Genomic DNA, 19,454 nt, shown 5'->3' on the forward strand with positions numbered 1-19,454 from the left:
GAATGCGATCCGCTTAGCGGCGCTTCGACTTCCGGTCGTCCTTGACGTGACCCCGGAAGGTGCGCGTCGGCGAGAACTCGCCGAGCTTGTGGCCGACCATCGACTCGGTGACGAACACCGGGATGTGGGTCTTGCCGTTGTGCACCGCGATCGTGTGGCCGAGCATGGCCGGGACGATCATCGAGCGGCGGGACCAGGTCTTGATGACGTTCTTGGAACCGGCTTCGTTCTGTACGTCCACCTTCTTCATCAGGTGGTCGTCGACGAAGGGCCCCTTCTTCAGGCTACGCGGCATCTCAACCCGTCCTTAGCGCTTCTTGTTCGTCTTGCGGCGGCGGACGATGTACTTGTTCGACGCCTTCTTGGGCGAACGAGTACGGCCTTCCTTCTGGCCCCAGGGGGACACGGGGTGACGGCCACCGGAGGTCCGGCCCTCACCACCACCGTGCGGGTGGTCGACCGGGTTCATGACGACACCACGGACGGTCGGGCGGACGCCCAGCCACCGCTTGCGGCCCGCCTTGCCCCAGTTGATGTTGCTCTGCTCGGCGTTGCCGACCTCACCGACGGTGGCGCGGCAGCGCGCGTCCACCATGCGGATCTCGCCGGACGGCATACGGAGGGTCGCCATGGCACCCTCACGCGCCAGCAACTGCACCGAGGCACCCGCGGAACGGGCGAACTTGGCGCCACCGCCGGGACGGAGCTCGATCGCGTGGATCGTGGTACCGACGGGGATGTTGCGCAGGGCAAGGTTGTTGCCCGGCTTGATGTCGGCCCCGGGACCGTTCTCCACGGTGTCGCCCTGCTGCAGGTTGCGCGGGGCGAGGATGTAACGCTTCTCGCCGTCGGCGTAGTGCAGCAGCGCGATGCGCGCGGTGCGGTTGGGGTCGTACTCGATGTGCGCGACCTTCGCCGGCACGCCGTCCTTGTCGTGACGACGGAAGTCGATCACTCGGTAGGCGCGCTTGTGTCCGCCACCCTGGTGGCGAACGGTCACACGACCGGCGTTGTTACGGCCGCCCTTGCTGTGCAGCGGGCGGACCAGCGACTTCTCCGGCGTGGACCGCGTGACCTCGACGAAGTCGGCGACGCTGGCACCACGACGGCCCGGCGTAGTCGGCTTGTACTTGCGGATTCCCATTGTCTCTCAGTCCTCGGAAGATTCCCGATTATCTGGACCGGCCGCTTACGCGGTCGGACCGCCGAAGATGTCGATGCGGTCGCCCTCGGCGAGGGTCACGATCGCGCGCTTGGTGGCGGAGCGCTGACCGAAACCGGTCTTCGTGCGCTTGCGCTTGCCCTGGCGGTTGATCGTGTTGACCCCGGTGACCGTGACCGAGAAGACCGCCTGGACGGCCTGCTTGATCTGGGTCTTGTTGGCGTTCGGGTCGACGATGAACGTGTACTTGTTCTCGTCGAGGAGCGCGTAGCTCTTCTCGGAGACGACCGGCTTCAGCAGGACGTCACGGGGGTCCGTGTACGACTTGCTCAGCGGCGTCTCGACGGTGTTCTTGCCCTCGGCGGCGTGACGACGCGCCTTGGCGACGCGCGCGGCCTTGGCGGCCTTGGCCGCCTTGGAGGCGATGGCGGGGTGACGGATGGCCATCAGACCTCGCTCCCTTCGGTGTTGGCCTTCGGGCCGGACACGAAGGACTCGAACGCGGCCTGGGTGAAGACCACGTCGTCCGAGACGAGAACGTCGTACGTGTTCAGCTGGCCCGGCTCCAGGATGTGGACCTGGGGCAGGTTGCGGGCGGACAGCCACGCGGCCTCGTCGGCGCGGTCGACGACCAGGAGCAGGTTCTTGCGCTCGCTGATCTTGCCGAACAGGCTCTTGGCGGCCTTGGTGCTGGGGTTCTCGCCCTCGACCACGCCGGCGACGACGTGGATGCGGTTGTGACGCGCCCGGTCGGTGAGGGCACCGCGCAGGGCGGCGGCCTTCATCTTCTTCGGGGTGCGCTGCGAGTAGTCACGCGGGGTCGGGCCGTGCACGACGCCACCACCGGCGAACTGCGGGGCGCGGGTCGAGCCCTGACGGGCGCGGCCGGTGCCCTTCTGGCGGTACGGCTTCTTGCCGCCACCGCGGACCTCGCCACGGGTCTTCACCTTGTGGGTGCCCTGGCGGGCGGCGGCCAGCTGCGCGACGACGACCTGGTGGATCAGCGGAACGCTGACCTTGGCGTCGAAGATCTCCGCGGGGAGCTCGACGGTACCGGCCTTCTCGCCCGCGGGCGAAAGGATGTCAACAGTGCTCATCGTTACCTCAGGCCCCCTTGGCCGCGGTGCGGACCAGGACGAGGCCGCCGTTCGGACCGGGAACCGCGCCCTTGATGAGCAGCAGACCCTTCTCCGCGTCAACGGCGTGGACGGTCAGGTTCTGGGTGGTGACCCGCTCGTTGCCCATACGACCCGCCATGCGGAGGCCCTTGAACACACGGCCCGGGGTGGCGCAGCCACCGATGGAGCCCGGGGAGCGGTGCTTGCGCTGGGTGCCGTGTCCGGCGCCGAGGCCCTTGAAGTTGTGACGCTTCATGACACCGGCGAAGCCCTTGCCCTTGCTCTTGCCGGTCACGTCGACCTTGACACCGGCCTCGAAGACCTCGGCGGTGACTTCCTGGCCGAGCGTGTACTCGGCGGCGTCAGCCGTGCGGATCTCGACGAGGTGGCGACGGGGGGTGACGTCGGCCTTCGCGAAGTGACCCTTGAGGGGCTTGTTCACCTTGCGCGGGTCGATCTCGCCGAAGGCGAGCTGGACGGACTCGTAGCCGTCGACGTCGTTCGTGCGGACCTGGGTGACGACATTGGGGCCGGCCTTGACGACGGTGACCGGAACAACACGGTTGTTCTCGTCCCACACCTGCGTCATGCCGAGCTTCTCGCCCAGGATGCCCTTGATCTGCTTGGTCATTCTCAGCTCACCGGCCCTCAGAGCTTGATCTCGATGTCGACACCGGCCGGGAGGTCGAGTCGCATCAGAGAGTCAACGGTCTTGGGCGTGGGGTCGAGGATGTCGATCAGGCGCTTGTGCGTGCGCATCTCGAAGTGCTCGCGCGAGTCCTTGTACTTGTGCGGCGACTTGATGACGCAGTACACGTTCTTCTCAGTGGGCAGCGGCACCGGGCCCGCGACCGACGCACCAGTACGGGTCACCGTCTCGACGATCTTCTTCGCCGAGGAGTCGATGACCTCGTGGTCGTAGGCCTTGAGCCGAATGCGGATCTTCTGTCCCGCCATGGCTACTCCGTAGTCCTGTCTCTGTGAACGCTCTGGAACCCGGTGGTCGTCCTGTCTCCAGGACTCCCCCGCTCTCCGACCCACGCGGTCGGGCGTGTCGCACGTCCGCCGACACAGATGTCCCTTGTTCGAACATCCCTGCGGGGACTGAACACGGCCCTACCAGAACCGCGAGCCGGGGACGAAAAGCCCACCGGGTGCCTGGCCGGTGCCGCACTGACACTTCCCGGAAGATTCCCGTACGTCCAACCCTCATGGAGTTGACGAGTACTGTGGGACTCGCTTCCGGTCCCCCCGGCGGGAGGCGCGCAGCATCAACACTCGACCGAGCAACTCCGACAGTCTGCCACAGCGGACGGGGGGCTGGCCAATCGGGGCGTAGAGAGTACCCGCGGAAGGGCCAGGGTCAAACGCGGGGCGAGGATCACGGGCGATCGCGAGCAATCGCAGGCACTCATGGACGACCACCGGCGATCACGAACGATCGCAACGAGCCGCCCGCCTCAGGACGCAATCCGAACGGAACCGAACCGGACCGGACCGGACCGGACCGGACCGAACCGGGTCTGAAGGCTGAAGGTCAGCCCCACTGCGGCGGAGGAGCCCACCCGGCGAGGAGCCGACGACGGTGGCGGCTGCGCCGCACAGCGGTGACAACGACGATGCTCACGACGGCGGCAACCGCGGCGAGAAAGCAGCCGACCGCCGCGACGATGCCGACGACCGTGGCCCCCACACGGGGCTTGTCGCCCACCGCGAACTCGGCCGGCAGCTCCGAGACGCAGGTGACCGTGTAGTCACCGCTCGTGCCGGGCTTCACCTCGAAGACACGCTCCCAGCTGCGGGACCCGAGAGTGATACGGAAGGTGCTGTCCGGCTGGCTGATCGTCCCGGACCCCAGCCCCGGGATCCGGCAGCTGACCTGGCTCTTCCCGGACTGGGAGACGTAGATGGCCTTGGTCTCCCCCTGGACGAACCGGACCGTCCGGGAGCCCCCGCTGGAGAAGCTCTGAGCGGTGTCGATCGACTCCACCGTGTTCTTGACCGTCACCACGATGAGACCGGTACCGACACCGGCGAGCACAAGCCCCAGCACCGCAGCCACCACGTACCAGAAGCGCCGAGGCCGCAGATCTTTCGCCGGGATGTCCGGAGGCGCAGGCGGCAGACCGCCGTACGGTGCTCCCCAGGGGTTCGGTATCGCCACAGTGCGGCATGGTACGGCAGTGGCTTGCGGGGGGTGGGGGGACGCCGACGCCATCACCGGGAGCACGTTCTGCATAGACCGCTCCTCCTGGGGGTGCTTGTCCACCGCTGAACCCGAGGTGGCAAGTTTGACGGCCTCCCCCCAGTTCCCGAATGCAATGACACCAGGAGCTCAGGACAGGTCTCGCTGGGTGCTCTGCAGGCCAAGGTCCGAGTTGTCACGGGCCACCTCGAGGAGCGATTTCCGGAGTTCCGTATCGAGACCCGCCGCTTTGCCCCACACCTCGGTCATACCGGTGGCCTGGCCCTCAAGGCCGGGCAGAAGGTCTTTCTGACCGGTGGCATGCAGCGTCTGCTGCCACGAGATCTGAATATGTCCGGCGGGATCATCCTCGTAAGCGGGGAGCGTGGACGAGGTCTTCGTCAGCCGATCGAAGACCTCGGTGCTCCAGTCCTTCCAGTTGTCCTCCCCCGAACCCTTTCGGACATCGTCAGCAACGGCGTCCAGCGCGCCAAGGACGTAGGCCGCCGCTCGCGTGGGTGATTCGAAGCGCCAGTCCTCGGCGCTGCGCGGTACCGACGCGAACGATTCGGCGGCGTGCCGGGACGCCGCGTCCCGCAGTTGCGCATACGCGGGTGGGCTGTCCGCGAGCTCACGCATCACGTGGAGGAGAGCAGTTGAAAAAACGGACATGTGCACGCCGTCATCATCCTGCCAGGGTGGCTCGGCGTCACGTTCCGCACGCACGTACTCCACGTTGCCGGGCGCGACGATCTGATAGACGTCCGGCATGTAGTCCGCCAACGCCTTCGACACGGGAACAGCAAGCGCGGGGTCCAGATGGCCCGCTCCGTTCCTGGTGACGTCGTCCAGGGCGAGCACAACGTTCTTCATCGCCTGCGCCTGGCTCAGCGAGTGCCCGCCGGCCTTTTCACCGGTCGTGGCTCGCCGAATGGCACTCCCGAGTCGGGAGCAGCTCGCACCATCGTGCTCACCGGGCTCAAGGACCGAGCGTATGCGTTTGTCCCCGCTCAGTTCGCTGCAGGGATCCGTGCCATCGCTCGAACGGGCATAGAGCCAGCCCCCGATCCCACCCGCCAGCGAAACACACAGGGCGACAACGATCACCACGACGAGCCGTCCGGGGCGGCGGCGGGACGGTACGCTCACGGGTTTCCTCGGGGTGGTCGAAGCAGATGTCATGGATGGGGTCAATTCGCTGTGTCGGTCATGTACTTGCCCGCCGTTTCGGCTCCTCGGTTGTGACCCTGGAGCATGTTCGTGGTGAACTTCCGGACCAAGTCCTGACCCTCGGGCGTACTGGTGTCGATGTCTGACCGGCCCTGCGCCCAACCGTCGATCATGTATGCCACCTTCTCGTTGGAGCGCAGGTACTCGTCGGCAATCGCGGCATTTGCAGTTGCGTCGGCATCCGCTTTCATGGAATTGCCAAGTTCCCAAGTCAGGGTGTCCACGCCACGTTGCAGAGCATCGCCGTAGGCGATGGATACCGGTCCGGTAGTGACATAGAGCGGGGTCACTGCTCCGCCAACCATGTGGTAGGCGGCCTTCAACTCCTTGACGGCGGCGTTGGTCTCCTCGTCCGCCCAGTCGGCGGAAGTCTTGGTGCCGGGCTCAATGTGATCCTCGATCGCTTTCGCCGCGGCACGCTTCTCTGCAGGCGACGACGCCAGGTCGGGCTGCCCGCCGCCAGAACCTCCTGAGTCGGCCGGCAGCTGATTCAGCCGCGTATTGACCGGAGTTGTGGCATGACCGCCGGTTATATGCTCTGTCGACTCCAACATGAATGTCCGCCCCCCGTAGGCTTGTTGGCGTGCGCCTGCCAGGCTAGCAATCTGCCTGCTGCCCGACGGCGCCAGAACCTGTGACCATGACGTCCATTTGACGAACTACACAGCGGAACGCCGACGCCTGCCGATGACCACGGCCGCAGCACCTCCGCCGACGAGCAAGGCGGCTCCGACACCGGTCGCGCTCCACAGGAGCGTGCTGCTGTCGCCGTCACCGGAGGATGCCTGACCGGCCCTTGCGGGAGCGGCGGAACCTCCGGCAGCGGTGGTGCCCGGAGACGGTGATGCCGACGCGGCGGCCTGGAAGTCCGGGAGCGGGTATTTGTCTGCGGGGCCTGGGTCGCCGGGGTTCTGAAGGGCGATACGGGGGCGGACGATGCCATAGCCGATGGAGTCGTTGCGCTTGCTGCCGTCCGTGGGGGCACCGATGGTGTTGAGCATGACGCGGAGGACCTGGTTGTTGGTCCAGTTCGGATGCTTCGACCAGATCAGTGCGGCGCTGGCGGAGGCGAGGGCGGTGGCGTCACTGGTGCCTTCGGACTTGCAGAGGCCAGTCTTGCCGCCGCAGGCGTGGACCATGTCCACCCCGGGAGCGGAGATGTCCACTTGGGGACCGAACCCGGACCAGGAAGCCCGCCGAAGGTTCTTGCCCACCGCGGCCACACCGACGACACCGGGAGTGGCCGCCGGATATTCGACGGGGTTGCCCTTGTCTCCGTCATTGCCTATACCAGCGAAAATGAGCGAGCCGTGGTCCAAGGCGTATTTCACGGCGGCGGTCAGCTGCGATGAGTGGGTGGTCGAGGCCAAGGAGATGTTGATCACTCTTGCATCTGAGTCTGCCGCATAGCGAATCGCCTTGCTGAGGTAGGACAGTCCTGCGAAGGGGGTGTCATCTTTCGCGCCCGGGATCCGAACAGGAAGGACTTTGACGCCCGGTGCGAGGCCGAACGCACCCTTTCCTCCGTCGTAGGCGCCGGTGCCAGCGATGAGCCCTGCCATTCCCGTGCCGTGACCGTCGTAGTCCGTGTGCTCGTCACCGGCTCGAGCTGCGGCTGCGAGGTCCTTTCCGTCAAGCACCTGCCCCTTCAGATCGGGATTGTCCGGATCGACCCCTGTGTCGATCACGGCAACGGTGATCCCCTTGCCCGTGCTCGTCCGCCACATCTCCTCGGCGTGCATGGCATCCAGATACCACTGCTGGGATCGGGTGGAGTCGGCCTGTGCCTGCGTGGCTGTGCCGCCCACCAGCAACAGACCGGTGGCCGCCGAGGCCAAGGCCCAGATCCTCCTGTGGCGCGCTGTGCCGGTGGGCATGCCCTTCCTTCCTCCCCTGTCCCTGGTCCTCGATCAGCGATCTTCGGTCCGTGGTTCGTCGCGCCGGTCGGTCTGCTTCCACCGTCGCCGCCGGGCACCACCTGTCTCCCCGGCAGTGGCACCCCGAGTACCGGACCCGCCGGGAACGCCTCCGGAGATACCTCCCCGCGTCGGTGCGGAGGGTACCGGGGCACCAGGGCGTGTCGGAGTGCGACCTGTCTGCCGTACGCGGCCGCCGGTGACCCCATCACGCGGAGACGACACGGACTGCCCGGCTGTCGGTTCAGGCGAGCGAATGACCGACTGCCCTCGCGGACCTGCTGCTGACCTGCCGCCAGCCGAATTCCGGCTGCCCGCGGACTCTCCGCCGACGACCGTCCCGCCGGGCAGTCGCCCGACTGGCCTGCCGGTGCCGGACGTTGCGGCAGGGCGCCCACCGGTGATCCCAGAACTGGCCGGTACGCCCCGGCCGGGTGCCATGCCTTGGCCCGGGAGGGCACGCCCACCGAGCGGAGCGCCGGAGCCAGACAGGCCACGGCTCGGGGCTGCGCCGGGTCCGGTGACTCCTCGACCAGGAACCGTACCGGCCGCCCCGTGACCGGACTGGGTGGGCAGGCGTCCGCCGGGGGCCGGCCTGCCCGGGCCGCCTGAGGCAGATGGCACGCGTGATGGCCCGCCAACACGGGGCGGTACCACGCCGTTCGCAACTGGCGATACTTCCGGGTTCGGACGAGGGGTCGCAGGCGCCCCACCCGGAACGTCCGCGGGCGAATGGTGAACTTCCGGCACTACGCCCAAAGAGTCGATGCCGACATGGGTTGCGGGCTCGTCGACCGACGAACGCGGACCCAGACGGTCCGCGCGATGCGGCAGCTCCGGGCTTGCAGAGGGATTCACCTCAAGCCCTCCGGAGGTCACCGCATGGCCACGCGCCGCTCCAGTGGTACCGACTCTGCCGGAAACGCTGCTGCTCCCACCACGCCTTGTCGTACCGGAAGCTGCGGTCTCGGGGCGAGCCATGTCCTCGGACCCTTGATCGATCGACAAGACAGCTGCGGGCGGCGGCGGGAACTTCGGCCTCTCCAGCGCGTTGATCTGCGTCGCGGACCAGGAATACGACTGCCCCAGTTTCCGCATCTGCGCAGCCGCCTCCTGGCGGACCTTCTCGCAGTCCGCCGCCAGGGCGGCCAGTTCGCTCCTGGACTTGACGCTGATTGCCGCCGCGTCCGGGTCGTTGTGGGCGGCCTTCGCCGCGCTCAGGTTGGCCTGCGCGCTCTTGGAGTCGCGCGGGACCGACGCCTGGGCCGTGGCGATGGCGCCCGACGCCTCGCTCAGCCACTTCGCGGCGCCCTCGCTGAAGTCACCCAGCCGCAACGTCGAGTTGGCCAGATCGCCGGCCCAGGTGCGGAACGCGTTCGCACCCTCGCCCTTCCATTCCACCCACTGCGGGCGGACCTTGAGCTCCTCGGCAATCTTGCGGATCTCCTTGGCGGCCGTGGTGAGGCGGTCGGCCGCGGACTGCACCTCGCCCGAGTTCGCCTGGTCGAGCCACGCCAGCATCTCCTCGTGGCTCATGTCCTCGAAGGATGTACCGCCGCCGGTTCCCTTCCCTGCCATCAGCTCTCCCTCGTTCCCGTCGAGCCCGTCAGATCGAGCCACCCGCGTCGGCGCCCTTCGGCTTCTTCTCGTTGCCGTCATGCCTCTTCGACGATGGGTTGCAACTCCCGCCGTAGTGCTCCGTCGTCTCCGCGCTGATCGCCGCCATGCGCTCACGGACGTCCAGGTCGATGTTCTGGTAGCCCTTGTGCGAAGCCATCACCGCGATGCCCATGCCCTCCATAGAGTCGGAGAGCAGCTTGGACAGGGTCTCCAGTTCACCGATCACCGTCTGGTACGCGCTGAACAGCCCCGCCGCCTCCGCCCACGTCTTGTCCCCACCGCCGAACTGATGCCGCACGAGCCGCTCCTGCCCGACCTTCCCCGGCGCGGCGTCCGACCCCTTCAGATCCCGGATCAGATCGTCGATCCGCTTCTGGAACTGCGTGAACGACGACAACTCGGTGGCCACGTCGGCGGCGGCATGCGCGGCGTCCCGTACTCCGTCGAACACCCCCGACGCCCACGACGACGGCTGCGCGCCTGTCCCGCCATCGCTCGGCAGCACCATGCCCTCCCCTGCGGTCGCACAACAGAGTCTCAGCCACAACTCTAACGACGGCCTGCGACAAGATCGACACGGTAAGTGTCGGCGGTAGTGATCGTGCTAGCTCGCTCCAGGCTGTTGCTCTACTCAACACGGCTGCGCGGGGCGGCACATGAGTGCGCGTACTCAGATACGGGGACTCTGCGACTTCCTGGAGCCACGGGCGTGACGGTCCGGGCCGAATCGGACATCACCGCTTTCTCTCCCGGTGATCACTCGGATGGGTGAGTTTCTTCAACTCAGCTAGATTTTCAGGTGATTGGTCTGCATATGCTCCCGGCAACACCAGGGAGTGAACGTACGGGCGCAGCGCGCTACGACCTCACGTTCACGCCGACGAGAGGCCAAGCACCACCATGGTCAGTTCCCCACACGAAGTGATGCACCGGATCTTCCAGGAGGACCCAGGACTCTTCGCCCGCACCGCCCGGACCATCGGCATCCCGTTCGCCGACCCCGTGTCCAGCGAGCTGCTCCCGACCGACGTCACCGAGATCTACCCGCTCGAACGACGTGTCGACACCGTGCTGAGCATCACGACCGCCAGCTCGGAGCAGTACATCCTCGCCATTGAGGCCCAGGGCAAGCAGGACCCGGACAAGCTCGCGAGCTGGACCTATTACCTCGCCTACCTCTACGCCAAGTACAAGCTGCCGCCCGTACTGGCGGTCGTCTGCCAGGACCGTGCCACCGCCAGGTGGGCGGCCCGACACGTGGACATCGGCCCGGCTCACTGGCCCGCGCTCACCCTGCGTCCCATGGTGCTGGGGCCGAACAACATCCCCGTCTTCACCACGCCGGACTCTGTGGCCCAAGACCTCCCGATGTCGGTGCTGTCAGCCGTTGTGCACCGCCGCGATCCGGAGATCAAGGCCATACTGGACGCGATGGCTCCTGCCCTGCGTGACCTGCAGGAGCGCGACGAAGACAGCGCCGAGAAACTGATCGAACTGACCCTGCAAGGCCTGGAAAAGACCCCGGCCGCAGACCTCTGGAGGGAACTCATGGCCGTCGACCTCTCATTCTTCCAGTCCTCCGTCGCCGACGAGCTGCGCGACGAGGGCCGGGCCGAAGGCATCGTCCAGGGAAAGGCCGAGGACATCACGCTTCTTCTGGACCGCCGGGGTGTCTCACTCTCGGGCGAAGACCGCCAGCGCATCACGTCCTGCGAGGACCTTGACCTCCTAGGGCGTTGGTTCGACCGCGCCATCACGGCCACGTCGGCCGCCGAGGTCTTCTCCGAGCCCGATCACGACGCCTGCTGAGGCTGGCTACTCTTCCCGCAGCCCAGGGTTTTGAGGGTGGCCGGGAAGTAGGCCCTCATGAACCTCTCGATGTCCTGCCGGTGCGTGCGGTCCTGCTGCCGCACCTGCGGGAGTTGGAGGGTGAGGGTGAAATAGTTGCCGCCGGTGGTCTTACAGGGGGTGGTGGAGATGGCTCCGTCGGTTCCGACGATTGTTTCGTAGCCGGATTCGATACGGCGGGGGTCAGTAATGCGTGACACTGCGCCTGTGTCGGTTGCCAAGTAGAAGAGATCCGTGCGAGTCTCATCCCACGAGAAACTAAATTCAAGCACGGGATCGTGACCCGAGATGAGCGCACAAGGTGCAGTGATCGCTTCGGCGCGATCAACGCGAGTGAATTCGTGAAAATCAGACGTGGATTTTACAAGCGTACGAGTCAGGCCAGGATCGACCTGCGTCCCACAGATCTCACTCGGAGTCGCATGTTCAACGGAACATGCGCAACAAGCCGTCAAAAGGATCAGGACCATCAAGGCTTGTTTCACTTGGGCTGTTCCCCTGACACTCCCGCAGCGTGAGCAATACCATCGCGAGCCGATCTATTGATCTCTTCTTTGGAATTGAAGTAGGAGTCGGCATCCACTCGATGCAGCTTGCTCCATTCCCCTGCAAGAGCCATCAGTTGGCCGTTTCTCTTGCTGTACGCCTGGACATTGTCATCGACATTCTTGTCGTCAAGCTTTTTCTGCTCATCAGCAAGCCACTTGTCCGTAACATAATCAAACCCCTCCTGCACATCACCCCCCACCACCGGAATATAACCAATCGCCTTGTCGAACATCGGCTTGCTCGTGAACTCCGCCGTCTTCGGGTCGCCCTGGGCCTGGATGCGGGCCTCCTCCAGGAAGCCCACTGTCCGGCCCGCGCGGACCAGGGATTCCGTCGAGTTCGAGTCGTCGCCGTGGATGCCGGCCACCATGGCCTGGTTCAGGCCCCCGTTCAGCGTTCCGTAAGCGTCCTTGTCCTTGGACACCTGCTTCGCCACCTCGAACAGTTCGTGCTGATCCAGCGGCGACTCGGAAATGGCCACCTCGCTCATCGCCGCATGCACCACTCCCCCGTGATTGACAAGCATCGCCGCTACAGACTTCCGGAGTGACGGCGGGAACTTGTCCTCGCTGTCTGCCAGATACTTGAGCGAGTTTCGGAAGACCTCGTCGTTCTCATTCGTGTGGGTGACGAAGTGGGCGTTCTTATCCGCTGGGTCGATTCCTGTTGCCGCCGCTTGCAGGGCCGCTCCGAAGCCCGCCCGGTCGTCGACGTCCAGACCCGGCGTATAGGTCGGTGCTTTCGGGCCTTCCTGGGAGTGGAGGGCGACGTTCCAGTCGCGGTCCTTCATCAGGTATTTCAGATGGTCACCGGAATTCAGGTACCGCGCCGCCGTATCCGGGTCGTGGCTCATGATGCCCAGCATTCCGTCCACGGGGTCGTTCGCGAACCAGCCCGTCCGGTTGCCGCTGTAGTCCCCTTTCAGGCGCCACATGCCAGGTTCCTTTCGCTCCGCCGCGATCATGTCGTCGGTCAGATCGCCCAGCATCGACGGGGAATAGCCGTGCCCCTTCTCCATCAGCGTCACCAGCGACTGGTATCCGACCGCCTTGTCCAGGTACGCGCCCTGCGCCTCCGTGGCGTAGTGCCCCACCCCCGCCTTCCGCATCTCCGCCCGCCAGTCCCGGTACCAGTCAGACTTCGTGTCCTTCGTCGCCGTAGCGAGCGAGTCGGCCAGGCCCATTTCGATCGACGCGTAGTCGCCCGCAGCGGCGGCACCCGTATGCATCAGGTCGTTCAGTTCGTTCGTCAGTCTGATCGTGCCCCCGGCTCCCAGGTCGTCCAGGACCGTGCGGGAGAACGCTTCATCCCCCTCGTTGTCCCTGAACAGCCTCTGGAGTTCCGTCAGTTGGCGATGTGACAGGGAGCGTCCGGCTGCCAGCCTGCCCAGCAGGCCCTCCGCCTCACCGGCCTCGTACTTCTCGATGTCACCCATCGCCCCACCGTTGAAGCCCCGTCCCCCCACCAGGGCCCCCGAGTCGACCACGGCCCCCGCCAACGCGATCCGCACCCCCTCGTCCGCGTCCGCGACATCCCGTACCGCCTTGTCGAGCCGTTCCTGCCAGTGGTCCACAGGGCCGTGGTCGGCGTCCTCGTCCGAACTCACCACTCCCCGCTCCGACACTCGCAGCCCGGCGCCCACCACGTCCCGCCGTGCAGCCTCCACTCTGCCCCGCAGCCCCACGAACTGGGCATGCGCATCCCGCAGCAGCGACGCGATCGCCTTCGCCTCCGTCTGCGCGTACTGGAACTCCTTCAGCGTCGCGTCGAAGCGGGCGTTCGCCGCTGTCGCGCTCAGGCCGGTCCAGGAGCGGCCCATCGAGATGCGGTGCACATCCCGGCGGTAGGCCTTCTCCTGCTTGGCGAACTCGACCGCCATGCCGTCCCAGCGCTCGGCGGCGGTGGTGAGGGCGGCCAGGTCGGCGCTCATGATCTCGTGGTACGTCGGCATCGCTGACCGTCCCCGTCCCTGTCCCTGTCCCCGTCCCGGTTCAGTACCGGTCCAGCGCCGACGTCTCCCGCAGCGCCGATCCCGTCGCGAGATCCGTACTCGTCAGGACCCGGTTGCCGCTGCGCAGCGCGTCCCGCTCCGAGCCGAGCCGGTCCAGGAGGTTCCGTACCTGGTCCTCCCAGGTCTCGTGGGCCTTGCGCAGCGCGGAGGCCGTGGCCCAGCCGTCGCCGTCCCGGGCCCCGAACGCCTTCACCGCCGCCGTGGTCTCCTCGTCCGCCCAGCGGCCGGCCTTCGCCGTGTCCGGCTCGACGTGCCGCTCCAGCGCCCCCGACGCCGCCCGCTTCTCGGCGGGCGAGGACGCCAGGTCCACCCGGCCGCCGGACACTCCTGCGTCGTTCGACATCCACGACACCTCCCGCCTCGTACGCCCGCATCCGCCGTCACCACCGTCACCACCGTCACCACCATCAACCGCCGCTCCCCCGGCTTCGTCACGGTGGCCTTCACACCCATCTGGTTGACGTCCGCACACGCGAAGAGGCCCGTACGACCGAAGTCGTACGGGCCTCTTCCGAGACCTGGGGTCTCAGACCGAGATCACTTGTTGATCTTGGTGACCTGGCCGGCGCCCACCGTGCGACCACCCTCACGGATGGCGAACTTCAGGCCCTCCTCCATGGCGACGGGCTGGATGAGCGACACCAGCATCTCGGTGTTGTCACCCGGCATGACCATCTCGGTGCCCTCGGGGAGGGTCACCACGCCGGTCACGTCCGTCGTACGGAAGTAGAACTGCGGGCGGTAGTTGTTGAAGAACGGCGTGTGGCGGCCACCCTCGTCCTTGGACAGGATGTAGGCCTGCGCCTCGAACTCGGTGTGCGGGGTGACCGAGCCCGGCTTGATGATGACCTGGCCGCGCTCGACGTCCTCGCGCTTGATACCGCGGAGCAGCAGACCGACGTTCTCACCGGCCTGGCCCTCGTCGAGCAGCTTGCGGAACATCTCGATACCGGTGACCGTGGTGGAGGTCTTCTCGGTCTTGATGCCGATGATGTCGACGGTCTCGTTGACCTTGAGGATGCCACGCTCGATACGGCCGGTGACGACCGTGCCGCGACCGGTGATCGTGAAGACGTCCTCGATGGGCATCAGGAACGGCTTGTCGACGTCACGCTCGGGCTGCGGGATGGAGGTGTCGACGGCGTTCATGAGGTCCAGAACGGACTGGGTCCACTCCGGGTCGCCCTCGAGCGCCTTCAGCGCGGAGACACGCACGACCGGCAGGTCGTCGCCCGGGAACTCGTACTCGGAGAGGAGCTCACGGACCTCGAGCTCGACGAGCTCCATGATCTCCTCGTCGTCCACCATGTCGGCCTTGTTCAGGGCGACGACGATGTACGGAACACCGACCTGGCGGGCCAGGAGCACGTGCTCCTTGGTCTGCGGCATCGGGCCGTCGGTGGCGGCGACCACGAGGATCGCGCCGTCCATCTGCGCGGCACCGGTGATCATGTTCTTGATGTAGTCCGCGTGACCCGGGCAGTCGACGTGGGCGTAGTGACGCGCCTCGGTCTGGTACTCGACGTGCGCGATGGAGATGGTGATACCGCGCTGACGCTCCTCGGGCGCCTTGTCGATGTTGTCGAACGGGGTGGCCTCGTTCAGGTCCGGGTACGCGTCGTGCAGCACCTTGGTAATGGCGGCCGTGAGGGTCGTCTTACCGTGGTCGATGTGACCGATGGTGCCGATGTTGACGTGCGGCTTAGTCCGCTCGAACTTCGCCTTCGCCACTGGGGTCCTCCTGTGGAGTGGTTCTGTACGCCTTACTTCATCGGCGCCAGGTGATCTTTGCTGTAAAGGCCCGGAACCCGGGACAAACACCGCGGATTGCGGCTGTTTGTCCCGTGAGGCTCCGGGGTCAAGCCTAGAGCGTGCAAACGAAGTGCGTTACTCGCCCTTGGCCTTCGCGATGATCTCCTCGGCGACGTTCCGCGGAACCTCGGCGTAGGAGTCGAACTGCATCGAGTAGCTGGCGCGACCCGACGTCTTGCTGCGGAGGTCCCCGACGTAGCCGAACATCTCCGAAAGGGGCACGAGGCCCTTCACGATGCGGGCACCCATCCGCTCCTCCATGGCCTGGATCTGGCCACGGCGGGAGTTGATGTCGCCGATGACCTCACCCATGTAGTCCTCGGGCGTGGTGACCTCGACGGCCATCAGCGGCTCGAGCAGCACGGGCGAGGCCTTGCGCGCGGCCTCCTTGAACGCCTGCGAACCGGCGATCTTGAACGCCAGCTCGGAGGAGTCGACCTCGTGGTAGCCACCGTCGTGCAGGATCACGCGCACGCCGGTCATCTCGTAGCCCGCGAGGATGCCGAACTGCATGGCCTCCTGGCAGCCGGCGTCCACCGAAGGGATGTATTCCTTCGGGATGCGACCACCGGTCACCTTGTTGACGAACTCGTACGACGTGTCGCCGCCCTCGAGGGGCTCGATGCCGATCTGCACCTTGGCGAACTGGCCGGTACCACCGGTCTGCTTCTTGTGCGTGTAGTCGACCCGCTCGACAGTCTTGCGGATCGTCTCGCGGTACGCGACCTGCGGCTTGCCGACGTTGGCCTCGACCTTGAACTCACGGCGCATACGGTCGACCAGCACCTCGAGGTGCAGCTCGCCCATACCGCCGATGATGGTCTGGCCGGTCTCCTCGTCGGAGTGCACCTGGAAGGAGGGGTCCTCCTCGGCCAGGCGCTGGATCGCGACGCCGAGCTTCTCCTGGTCGCCCTTCGACTTGGGCTCGATGGCGACCTCGATGACCGGCGCCGGGAAGTCCATGGACTCCAGGATCACCGGCTGCTTGTCGTCGCACAGCGTCTCACCGGTCGTGGTCTGCTTCAGACCCATCACGGCGATGATGTCGCCCGCGCCCACCGAGTCGATCTCCTCACGCTTGTTCGCGTGCATGCGGTAGATCTTGCCGATGCGCTCCTTCTTGCCCTTGACCGAGTTCAGCACCGCGGTGCCGGACTCCAGGCGGCCCGAGTAGACCCGGACGAAGGTGAGCTTGCCGAGGTGCGGGTCGCTCATGATCTTGAACGCCAGCGCCGACAGCGGCTCGTCGTCGGACGGCCTGCGCTTGACGACCTCCTCCGGGTCGTTGACGGCGTGGCCCTTGATGGCCTCGACGTCGAGCGGGGAGGGGAGGTAGCGCACGACCGCGTCGAGCAGGGGCTGGACGCCCTTGTTCTTGAACGCGGTGCCGCAGAACACCGGGGTGACGGTGGTGTCCTTGGACTTGCCGGAGGCGATGGTGATGCGGCGGATCGCGGCGTACAGCTGCTCCTCGGAGGGCTCCTCGCCCTCCAGGTACAGCTCCATGATCTCTTCGTCGTTCTCGGCGACGGACTCGAGGAGCTTGCCGCGCCATTCCTCGGCGGCCTCGGTGTGCGTGGCCGGGATGTCGACGACGTCGTACATCTCGCCCTTGGTCGCCTCGGCGGACCAGACGAACGCCTTCATGCGGACCAGGTCCACGACGCCCTTGAAGTCGGCCTCGGCACCGATCGGCAGCTGCATGACGATCGGCTGGGCACCCAGACGGTCGCTGATCATGTCGACGCAGCGGTGGAACTCGGCACCGGTGCGGTCGAGCTTGTTGACGAAGCAGATGCGCGGAACGCCGTAGCGGTCCGCCTGACGCCACACCGTCTCGGACTGGGGCTCCACGCCGGCGACGCCGTCGAACACCGTCACGGCACCGTCGAGCACGCGCAGGGAGCGCTCCACCTCGACGGTGAAGTCGACGTGCCCCGGCGTGTCGATGATGTTGATGGTGTGGTCGACGTCTTCCAGCGGCCAGTGACAGGTGGTGGCAGCAGAGGTGATCGTGATGCCACGCTCCTGCTCCTGCTCCATCCAGTCCATGGTGGCGGCGCCGTCGTGGACCTCACCGATCTTGTAGGAAACGCCGGTGTAGAACAGGATCCGCTCGGTGGTGGTCGTCTTGCCCGCGTCGATGTGGGCCATGATGCCGATGTTGCGCACCCTGGCCAGGTCAAGCGAAGTGGTAGCCATGAGGCTTCTGTCTTCTCTCGGTCTCTCGATGTGGACTGCGACTACCAGCGGTAGTGCGCGAAGGCCTTGTTGGACTCGGCCATCTTGTGCGTGTCCTCGCGCTTCTTGACGGCCGCACCGAGGCCGTTCGAAGCGTCGAGAAGCTCGTTGAGCAGACGCTCGGTCATGGTCTTCTCGCGACGGGCGCGGGAGTAGCCCACGAGCCAGCGCAGCGCCAGGGTGTTGGCACGGCCGGGCTTGACCTCGATCGGCACCTGGTAGGTGGCGCCACCGACACGGCGGGACTTGACCTCGAGGGTCGGCTTGATGTTCTCGAGGGCGCGCTTCAGCGTGATGACCGGGTCGTTGCCGGTCTTGTCGCGCAGGCCCTCCATGGCGCCGTAGACGATGCGCTCGGCAGTGGAGCGCTTGCCGTTCAGCAGCACCTTGTTGATCAGGGAGGTCACCAGAGGAGAACCGTAGACCGGGTCGATGATGACCGGGCGCTTCGGGGCGGGGCCCTTACGAGGCATTCTTACTTCTCCTTCTTGGCGCCGTAGCGGCTGCGGGCCTGCTTGCGGTTCTTGACACCCTGGGTGTCGAGCGAGCCGCGGATGATCTTGTAGCGAACACCCGGCAGGTCCTTCACACGGCCGCCGCGCACGAGCACGATGGAGTGCTCCTGCAGGTTGTGTCCCTCACCCGGAATGTAAGCGGTGACCTCGATCCCGCTGGTCAGACGCACACGCGCGACCTTACGCAGGGCCGAGTTCGGCTTCTTCGGGGTGGTCGTGAACACACGCGTGCAGACGCCGCGACGCTGGGGCGAACCCTCGAGTGCGGGCGTCTTGTTCTTCTCGACCTTGTCCTGTCGGCCCTTGCGGACCAACTGCTGGATCGTAGGCACTACTTCTCCGGTTTCTGTGTGCCGATAAGTACAGCTAACCTGGAACGTCGCCGACCCACGCGGTCGGGTGTGTCGGATTCCGCGGACCCCCTGCCGGAGGGCAGAAAAGAGCGCGGATCACGGTGGCCGGTCACGGCCCCGGTGCGGTGTGATGGCACGCACGAGGGCCAGGGCACACCCCAGGCACAAGGTCTGAGCGTACCTAGCACAATCACTCCGGTCAAAACAGAAAGAGGGGGACCGGTTGCGCCGAGGATGACCTGCGGTTTTGAGGGTGGTCATCGCTGTACCACGAACGCGAACAACACGCGAACGGAGGCGAACGACACGCAAAGGGGACGGGACGCGACCTGCTGCGGATCGAATTCACCGCCGTGCGTCACAAGATCCGATCTTCTGATCGCCGGTTCGCCTGACCGCTCCGACAGGGGCACGGAGCTGTGTCACAGTGCGGCTCCGCCGCGCAAGCGCCAGCGGCCGGAGCAGATCCGCAGAGGCCCGACGGGGCCCGCTACGGGCGGCGGGAAGCCACGCGCTCCTCAGCTGAGGTGCGCCTTGTCCCAGCCACGGTGGCGCAAGTCCCCGTACTCCGAGGATTCCGGCAACGCGTGCGTGGAAATAGCGGAGACCGGCCCCCTGATCGCCATACGCGATTCCAAGGAACCGTCTCCTCCCCTGCACCACGGTCAGCCGGGCGGCCTGGACGAACTCCACCGAAGCCCTCAGACGCCCTGTGCCCCCGCGGTGACCTCACGGCCCGGCCAGCCGGACACAGACCTGGCAGCCGACCGGTAATGGGCGGGACAGGGCCTCCTCACGATCCCCGCGACGAAAAGGGTCAGTCCGCCGTAGCCCATGAGGAAATCGCCGGGAGAACGGGCCGGCTCCGGCGTCACCTCCTCGGACTCGCCGGCC

The 19,454-nt window shown here is 66.3% G+C and carries 20 protein-coding genes; 2 read left to right on the forward strand and 18 right to left on the reverse strand.

Going from position 1 to position 19,454, the window contains the following annotated elements; translation table 11 throughout:
• Nucleotides 1–13 precede the first annotated feature (13 nt).
• The 11 genes from rpsS to ACSYGN_RS16380 form a co-directional block, all read right to left on the reverse strand.
• The gene (rpsS, locus tag ACSYGN_RS16330) at nucleotides 14–295 is read right to left on the reverse strand and encodes a 30S ribosomal protein S19 (RefSeq protein ID WP_006140908.1); all 282 of its coding nucleotides are present in this window, start codon (nucleotides 293–295) and stop codon (nucleotides 14–16) included.
• A gap of 12 nt (nucleotides 296–307) precedes the next feature.
• Nucleotides 308–1,144, reverse strand: a complete 837-nt coding sequence (rplB, locus tag ACSYGN_RS16335) for a 50S ribosomal protein L2 (protein WP_460396234.1) — start codon at nucleotides 1,142–1,144, stop codon at nucleotides 308–310.
• Nucleotides 1,145–1,189: 45 nt separating this feature from the next.
• On the reverse strand, nucleotides 1,190–1,609 hold the full coding sequence (gene rplW / locus ACSYGN_RS16340; protein WP_460396237.1) for a 50S ribosomal protein L23: 420 nt from the start codon (nucleotides 1,607–1,609) through the stop codon (nucleotides 1,190–1,192).
• Nucleotides 1,609–2,259 carry a 50S ribosomal protein L4 gene (gene rplD, locus ACSYGN_RS16345; RefSeq protein WP_460396239.1) on the reverse strand — a complete coding sequence of 217 codons (651 nt, stop codon included), beginning with the start codon at nucleotides 2,257–2,259 and terminating at the stop codon, nucleotides 1,609–1,611. The genes rplW and rplD overlap by 1 nt, the downstream gene beginning before the upstream one ends.
• A gap of 7 nt (nucleotides 2,260–2,266) precedes the next feature.
• The gene (gene rplC, locus ACSYGN_RS16350) at nucleotides 2,267–2,911 is read right to left on the reverse strand and encodes a 50S ribosomal protein L3 (protein ID WP_360951642.1); all 645 of its coding nucleotides are present in this window, start codon (nucleotides 2,909–2,911) and stop codon (nucleotides 2,267–2,269) included.
• A 17-nt stretch (nucleotides 2,912–2,928) separates the two neighbouring features.
• Nucleotides 2,929–3,237, reverse strand: a complete 309-nt coding sequence (rpsJ, locus tag ACSYGN_RS16355) for a 30S ribosomal protein S10 (protein WP_003948644.1) — start codon at nucleotides 3,235–3,237, stop codon at nucleotides 2,929–2,931.
• 580 nt (nucleotides 3,238–3,817) lie between these two features.
• Nucleotides 3,818–4,444 carry a serine/arginine repetitive matrix protein 2 gene (locus tag ACSYGN_RS16360; RefSeq protein ID WP_460396241.1) on the reverse strand — a complete coding sequence of 209 codons (627 nt, stop codon included), beginning with the start codon at nucleotides 4,442–4,444 and terminating at the stop codon, nucleotides 3,818–3,820.
• Between the two features lie 171 nt (nucleotides 4,445–4,615).
• Nucleotides 4,616–5,614 carry a hypothetical protein gene (locus ACSYGN_RS16365; RefSeq protein ID WP_460396243.1) on the reverse strand — a complete coding sequence of 333 codons (999 nt, stop codon included), beginning with the start codon at nucleotides 5,612–5,614 and terminating at the stop codon, nucleotides 4,616–4,618.
• Nucleotides 5,615–5,655: 41 nt separating this feature from the next.
• Nucleotides 5,656–6,249, reverse strand: coding sequence for a hypothetical protein (locus ACSYGN_RS16370; RefSeq protein WP_460396245.1), 594 nt, complete (start codon nucleotides 6,247–6,249; stop codon nucleotides 5,656–5,658).
• A 105-nt stretch (nucleotides 6,250–6,354) separates the two neighbouring features.
• Nucleotides 6,355–7,572, reverse strand: a complete 1,218-nt coding sequence (gene mycP, locus ACSYGN_RS16375) for a type VII secretion-associated serine protease mycosin (RefSeq protein WP_460396247.1) — start codon at nucleotides 7,570–7,572, stop codon at nucleotides 6,355–6,357.
• A 1,645-nt stretch (nucleotides 7,573–9,217) separates the two neighbouring features.
• Nucleotides 9,218–9,739 carry a hypothetical protein gene (locus tag ACSYGN_RS16380; protein WP_460396249.1) on the reverse strand — a complete coding sequence of 174 codons (522 nt, stop codon included), beginning with the start codon at nucleotides 9,737–9,739 and terminating at the stop codon, nucleotides 9,218–9,220.
• Between the two features lie 392 nt (nucleotides 9,740–10,131).
• Between ACSYGN_RS16380 and ACSYGN_RS16385 the strand changes: the two genes are divergently transcribed.
• Entirely contained in the window at nucleotides 10,132–11,040 is a 909-nt protein-coding gene (locus tag ACSYGN_RS16385) for an RpnC/YadD family protein (protein ID WP_460396251.1), read from the forward strand.
• Here ACSYGN_RS16385 and ACSYGN_RS16390 read toward each other — a convergent pair.
• The 7 genes from ACSYGN_RS16390 to rpsL all read right to left on the reverse strand — a co-directional run bounded on the left by ACSYGN_RS16390 (nucleotide 11,025) and on the right by rpsL (nucleotide 18,539).
• Nucleotides 11,025–11,279 carry a hypothetical protein gene (locus ACSYGN_RS16390; RefSeq protein WP_460396253.1) on the reverse strand — a complete coding sequence of 85 codons (255 nt, stop codon included), beginning with the start codon at nucleotides 11,277–11,279 and terminating at the stop codon, nucleotides 11,025–11,027. The genes ACSYGN_RS16385 and ACSYGN_RS16390 overlap by 16 nt on opposite strands.
• Before the next feature lie 281 nt (nucleotides 11,280–11,560).
• Nucleotides 11,561–13,558 (reverse strand): hypothetical protein, encoded by a 1,998-nt coding sequence (locus ACSYGN_RS16395; RefSeq protein ID WP_460396255.1) that lies wholly within the window; start codon nucleotides 13,556–13,558, stop codon nucleotides 11,561–11,563.
• Nucleotides 13,559–13,619: 61 nt separating this feature from the next.
• Entirely contained in the window at nucleotides 13,620–13,982 is a 363-nt protein-coding gene (locus tag ACSYGN_RS16400; protein ID WP_460396257.1) for a hypothetical protein, read from the reverse strand.
• Between the two features lie 194 nt (nucleotides 13,983–14,176).
• Complete coding sequence (tuf, locus tag ACSYGN_RS16405) at nucleotides 14,177–15,370, reverse strand: elongation factor Tu (RefSeq protein ID WP_460396259.1); 1,194 nt, start codon at nucleotides 15,368–15,370, stop codon at nucleotides 14,177–14,179.
• Between the two features lie 156 nt (nucleotides 15,371–15,526).
• On the reverse strand, nucleotides 15,527–17,653 hold the full coding sequence (gene fusA, locus ACSYGN_RS16410; RefSeq protein WP_460396261.1) for an elongation factor G: 2,127 nt from the start codon (nucleotides 17,651–17,653) through the stop codon (nucleotides 15,527–15,529).
• A gap of 41 nt (nucleotides 17,654–17,694) precedes the next feature.
• Nucleotides 17,695–18,165 (reverse strand): 30S ribosomal protein S7, encoded by a 471-nt coding sequence (gene rpsG / locus ACSYGN_RS16415; RefSeq protein WP_073792897.1) that lies wholly within the window; start codon nucleotides 18,163–18,165, stop codon nucleotides 17,695–17,697.
• Between the two features lie 2 nt (nucleotides 18,166–18,167).
• Entirely contained in the window at nucleotides 18,168–18,539 is a 372-nt protein-coding gene (rpsL, locus tag ACSYGN_RS16420; protein ID WP_003948652.1) for a 30S ribosomal protein S12, read from the reverse strand.
• Nucleotides 18,540–18,794: 255 nt separating this feature from the next.
• Between rpsL and ACSYGN_RS16425 the strand changes: the two genes are divergently transcribed.
• A complete protein-coding gene (locus tag ACSYGN_RS16425) occupies nucleotides 18,795–19,334 on the forward strand; it encodes a DUF397 domain-containing protein (RefSeq protein WP_460396263.1) in 540 nt (179 codons plus the stop codon).
• Nucleotides 19,335–19,454: the final 120 nt, after the last annotated feature.

This window comes from Streptomyces sp. YIM S03343 (genome assembly GCF_054729195.1).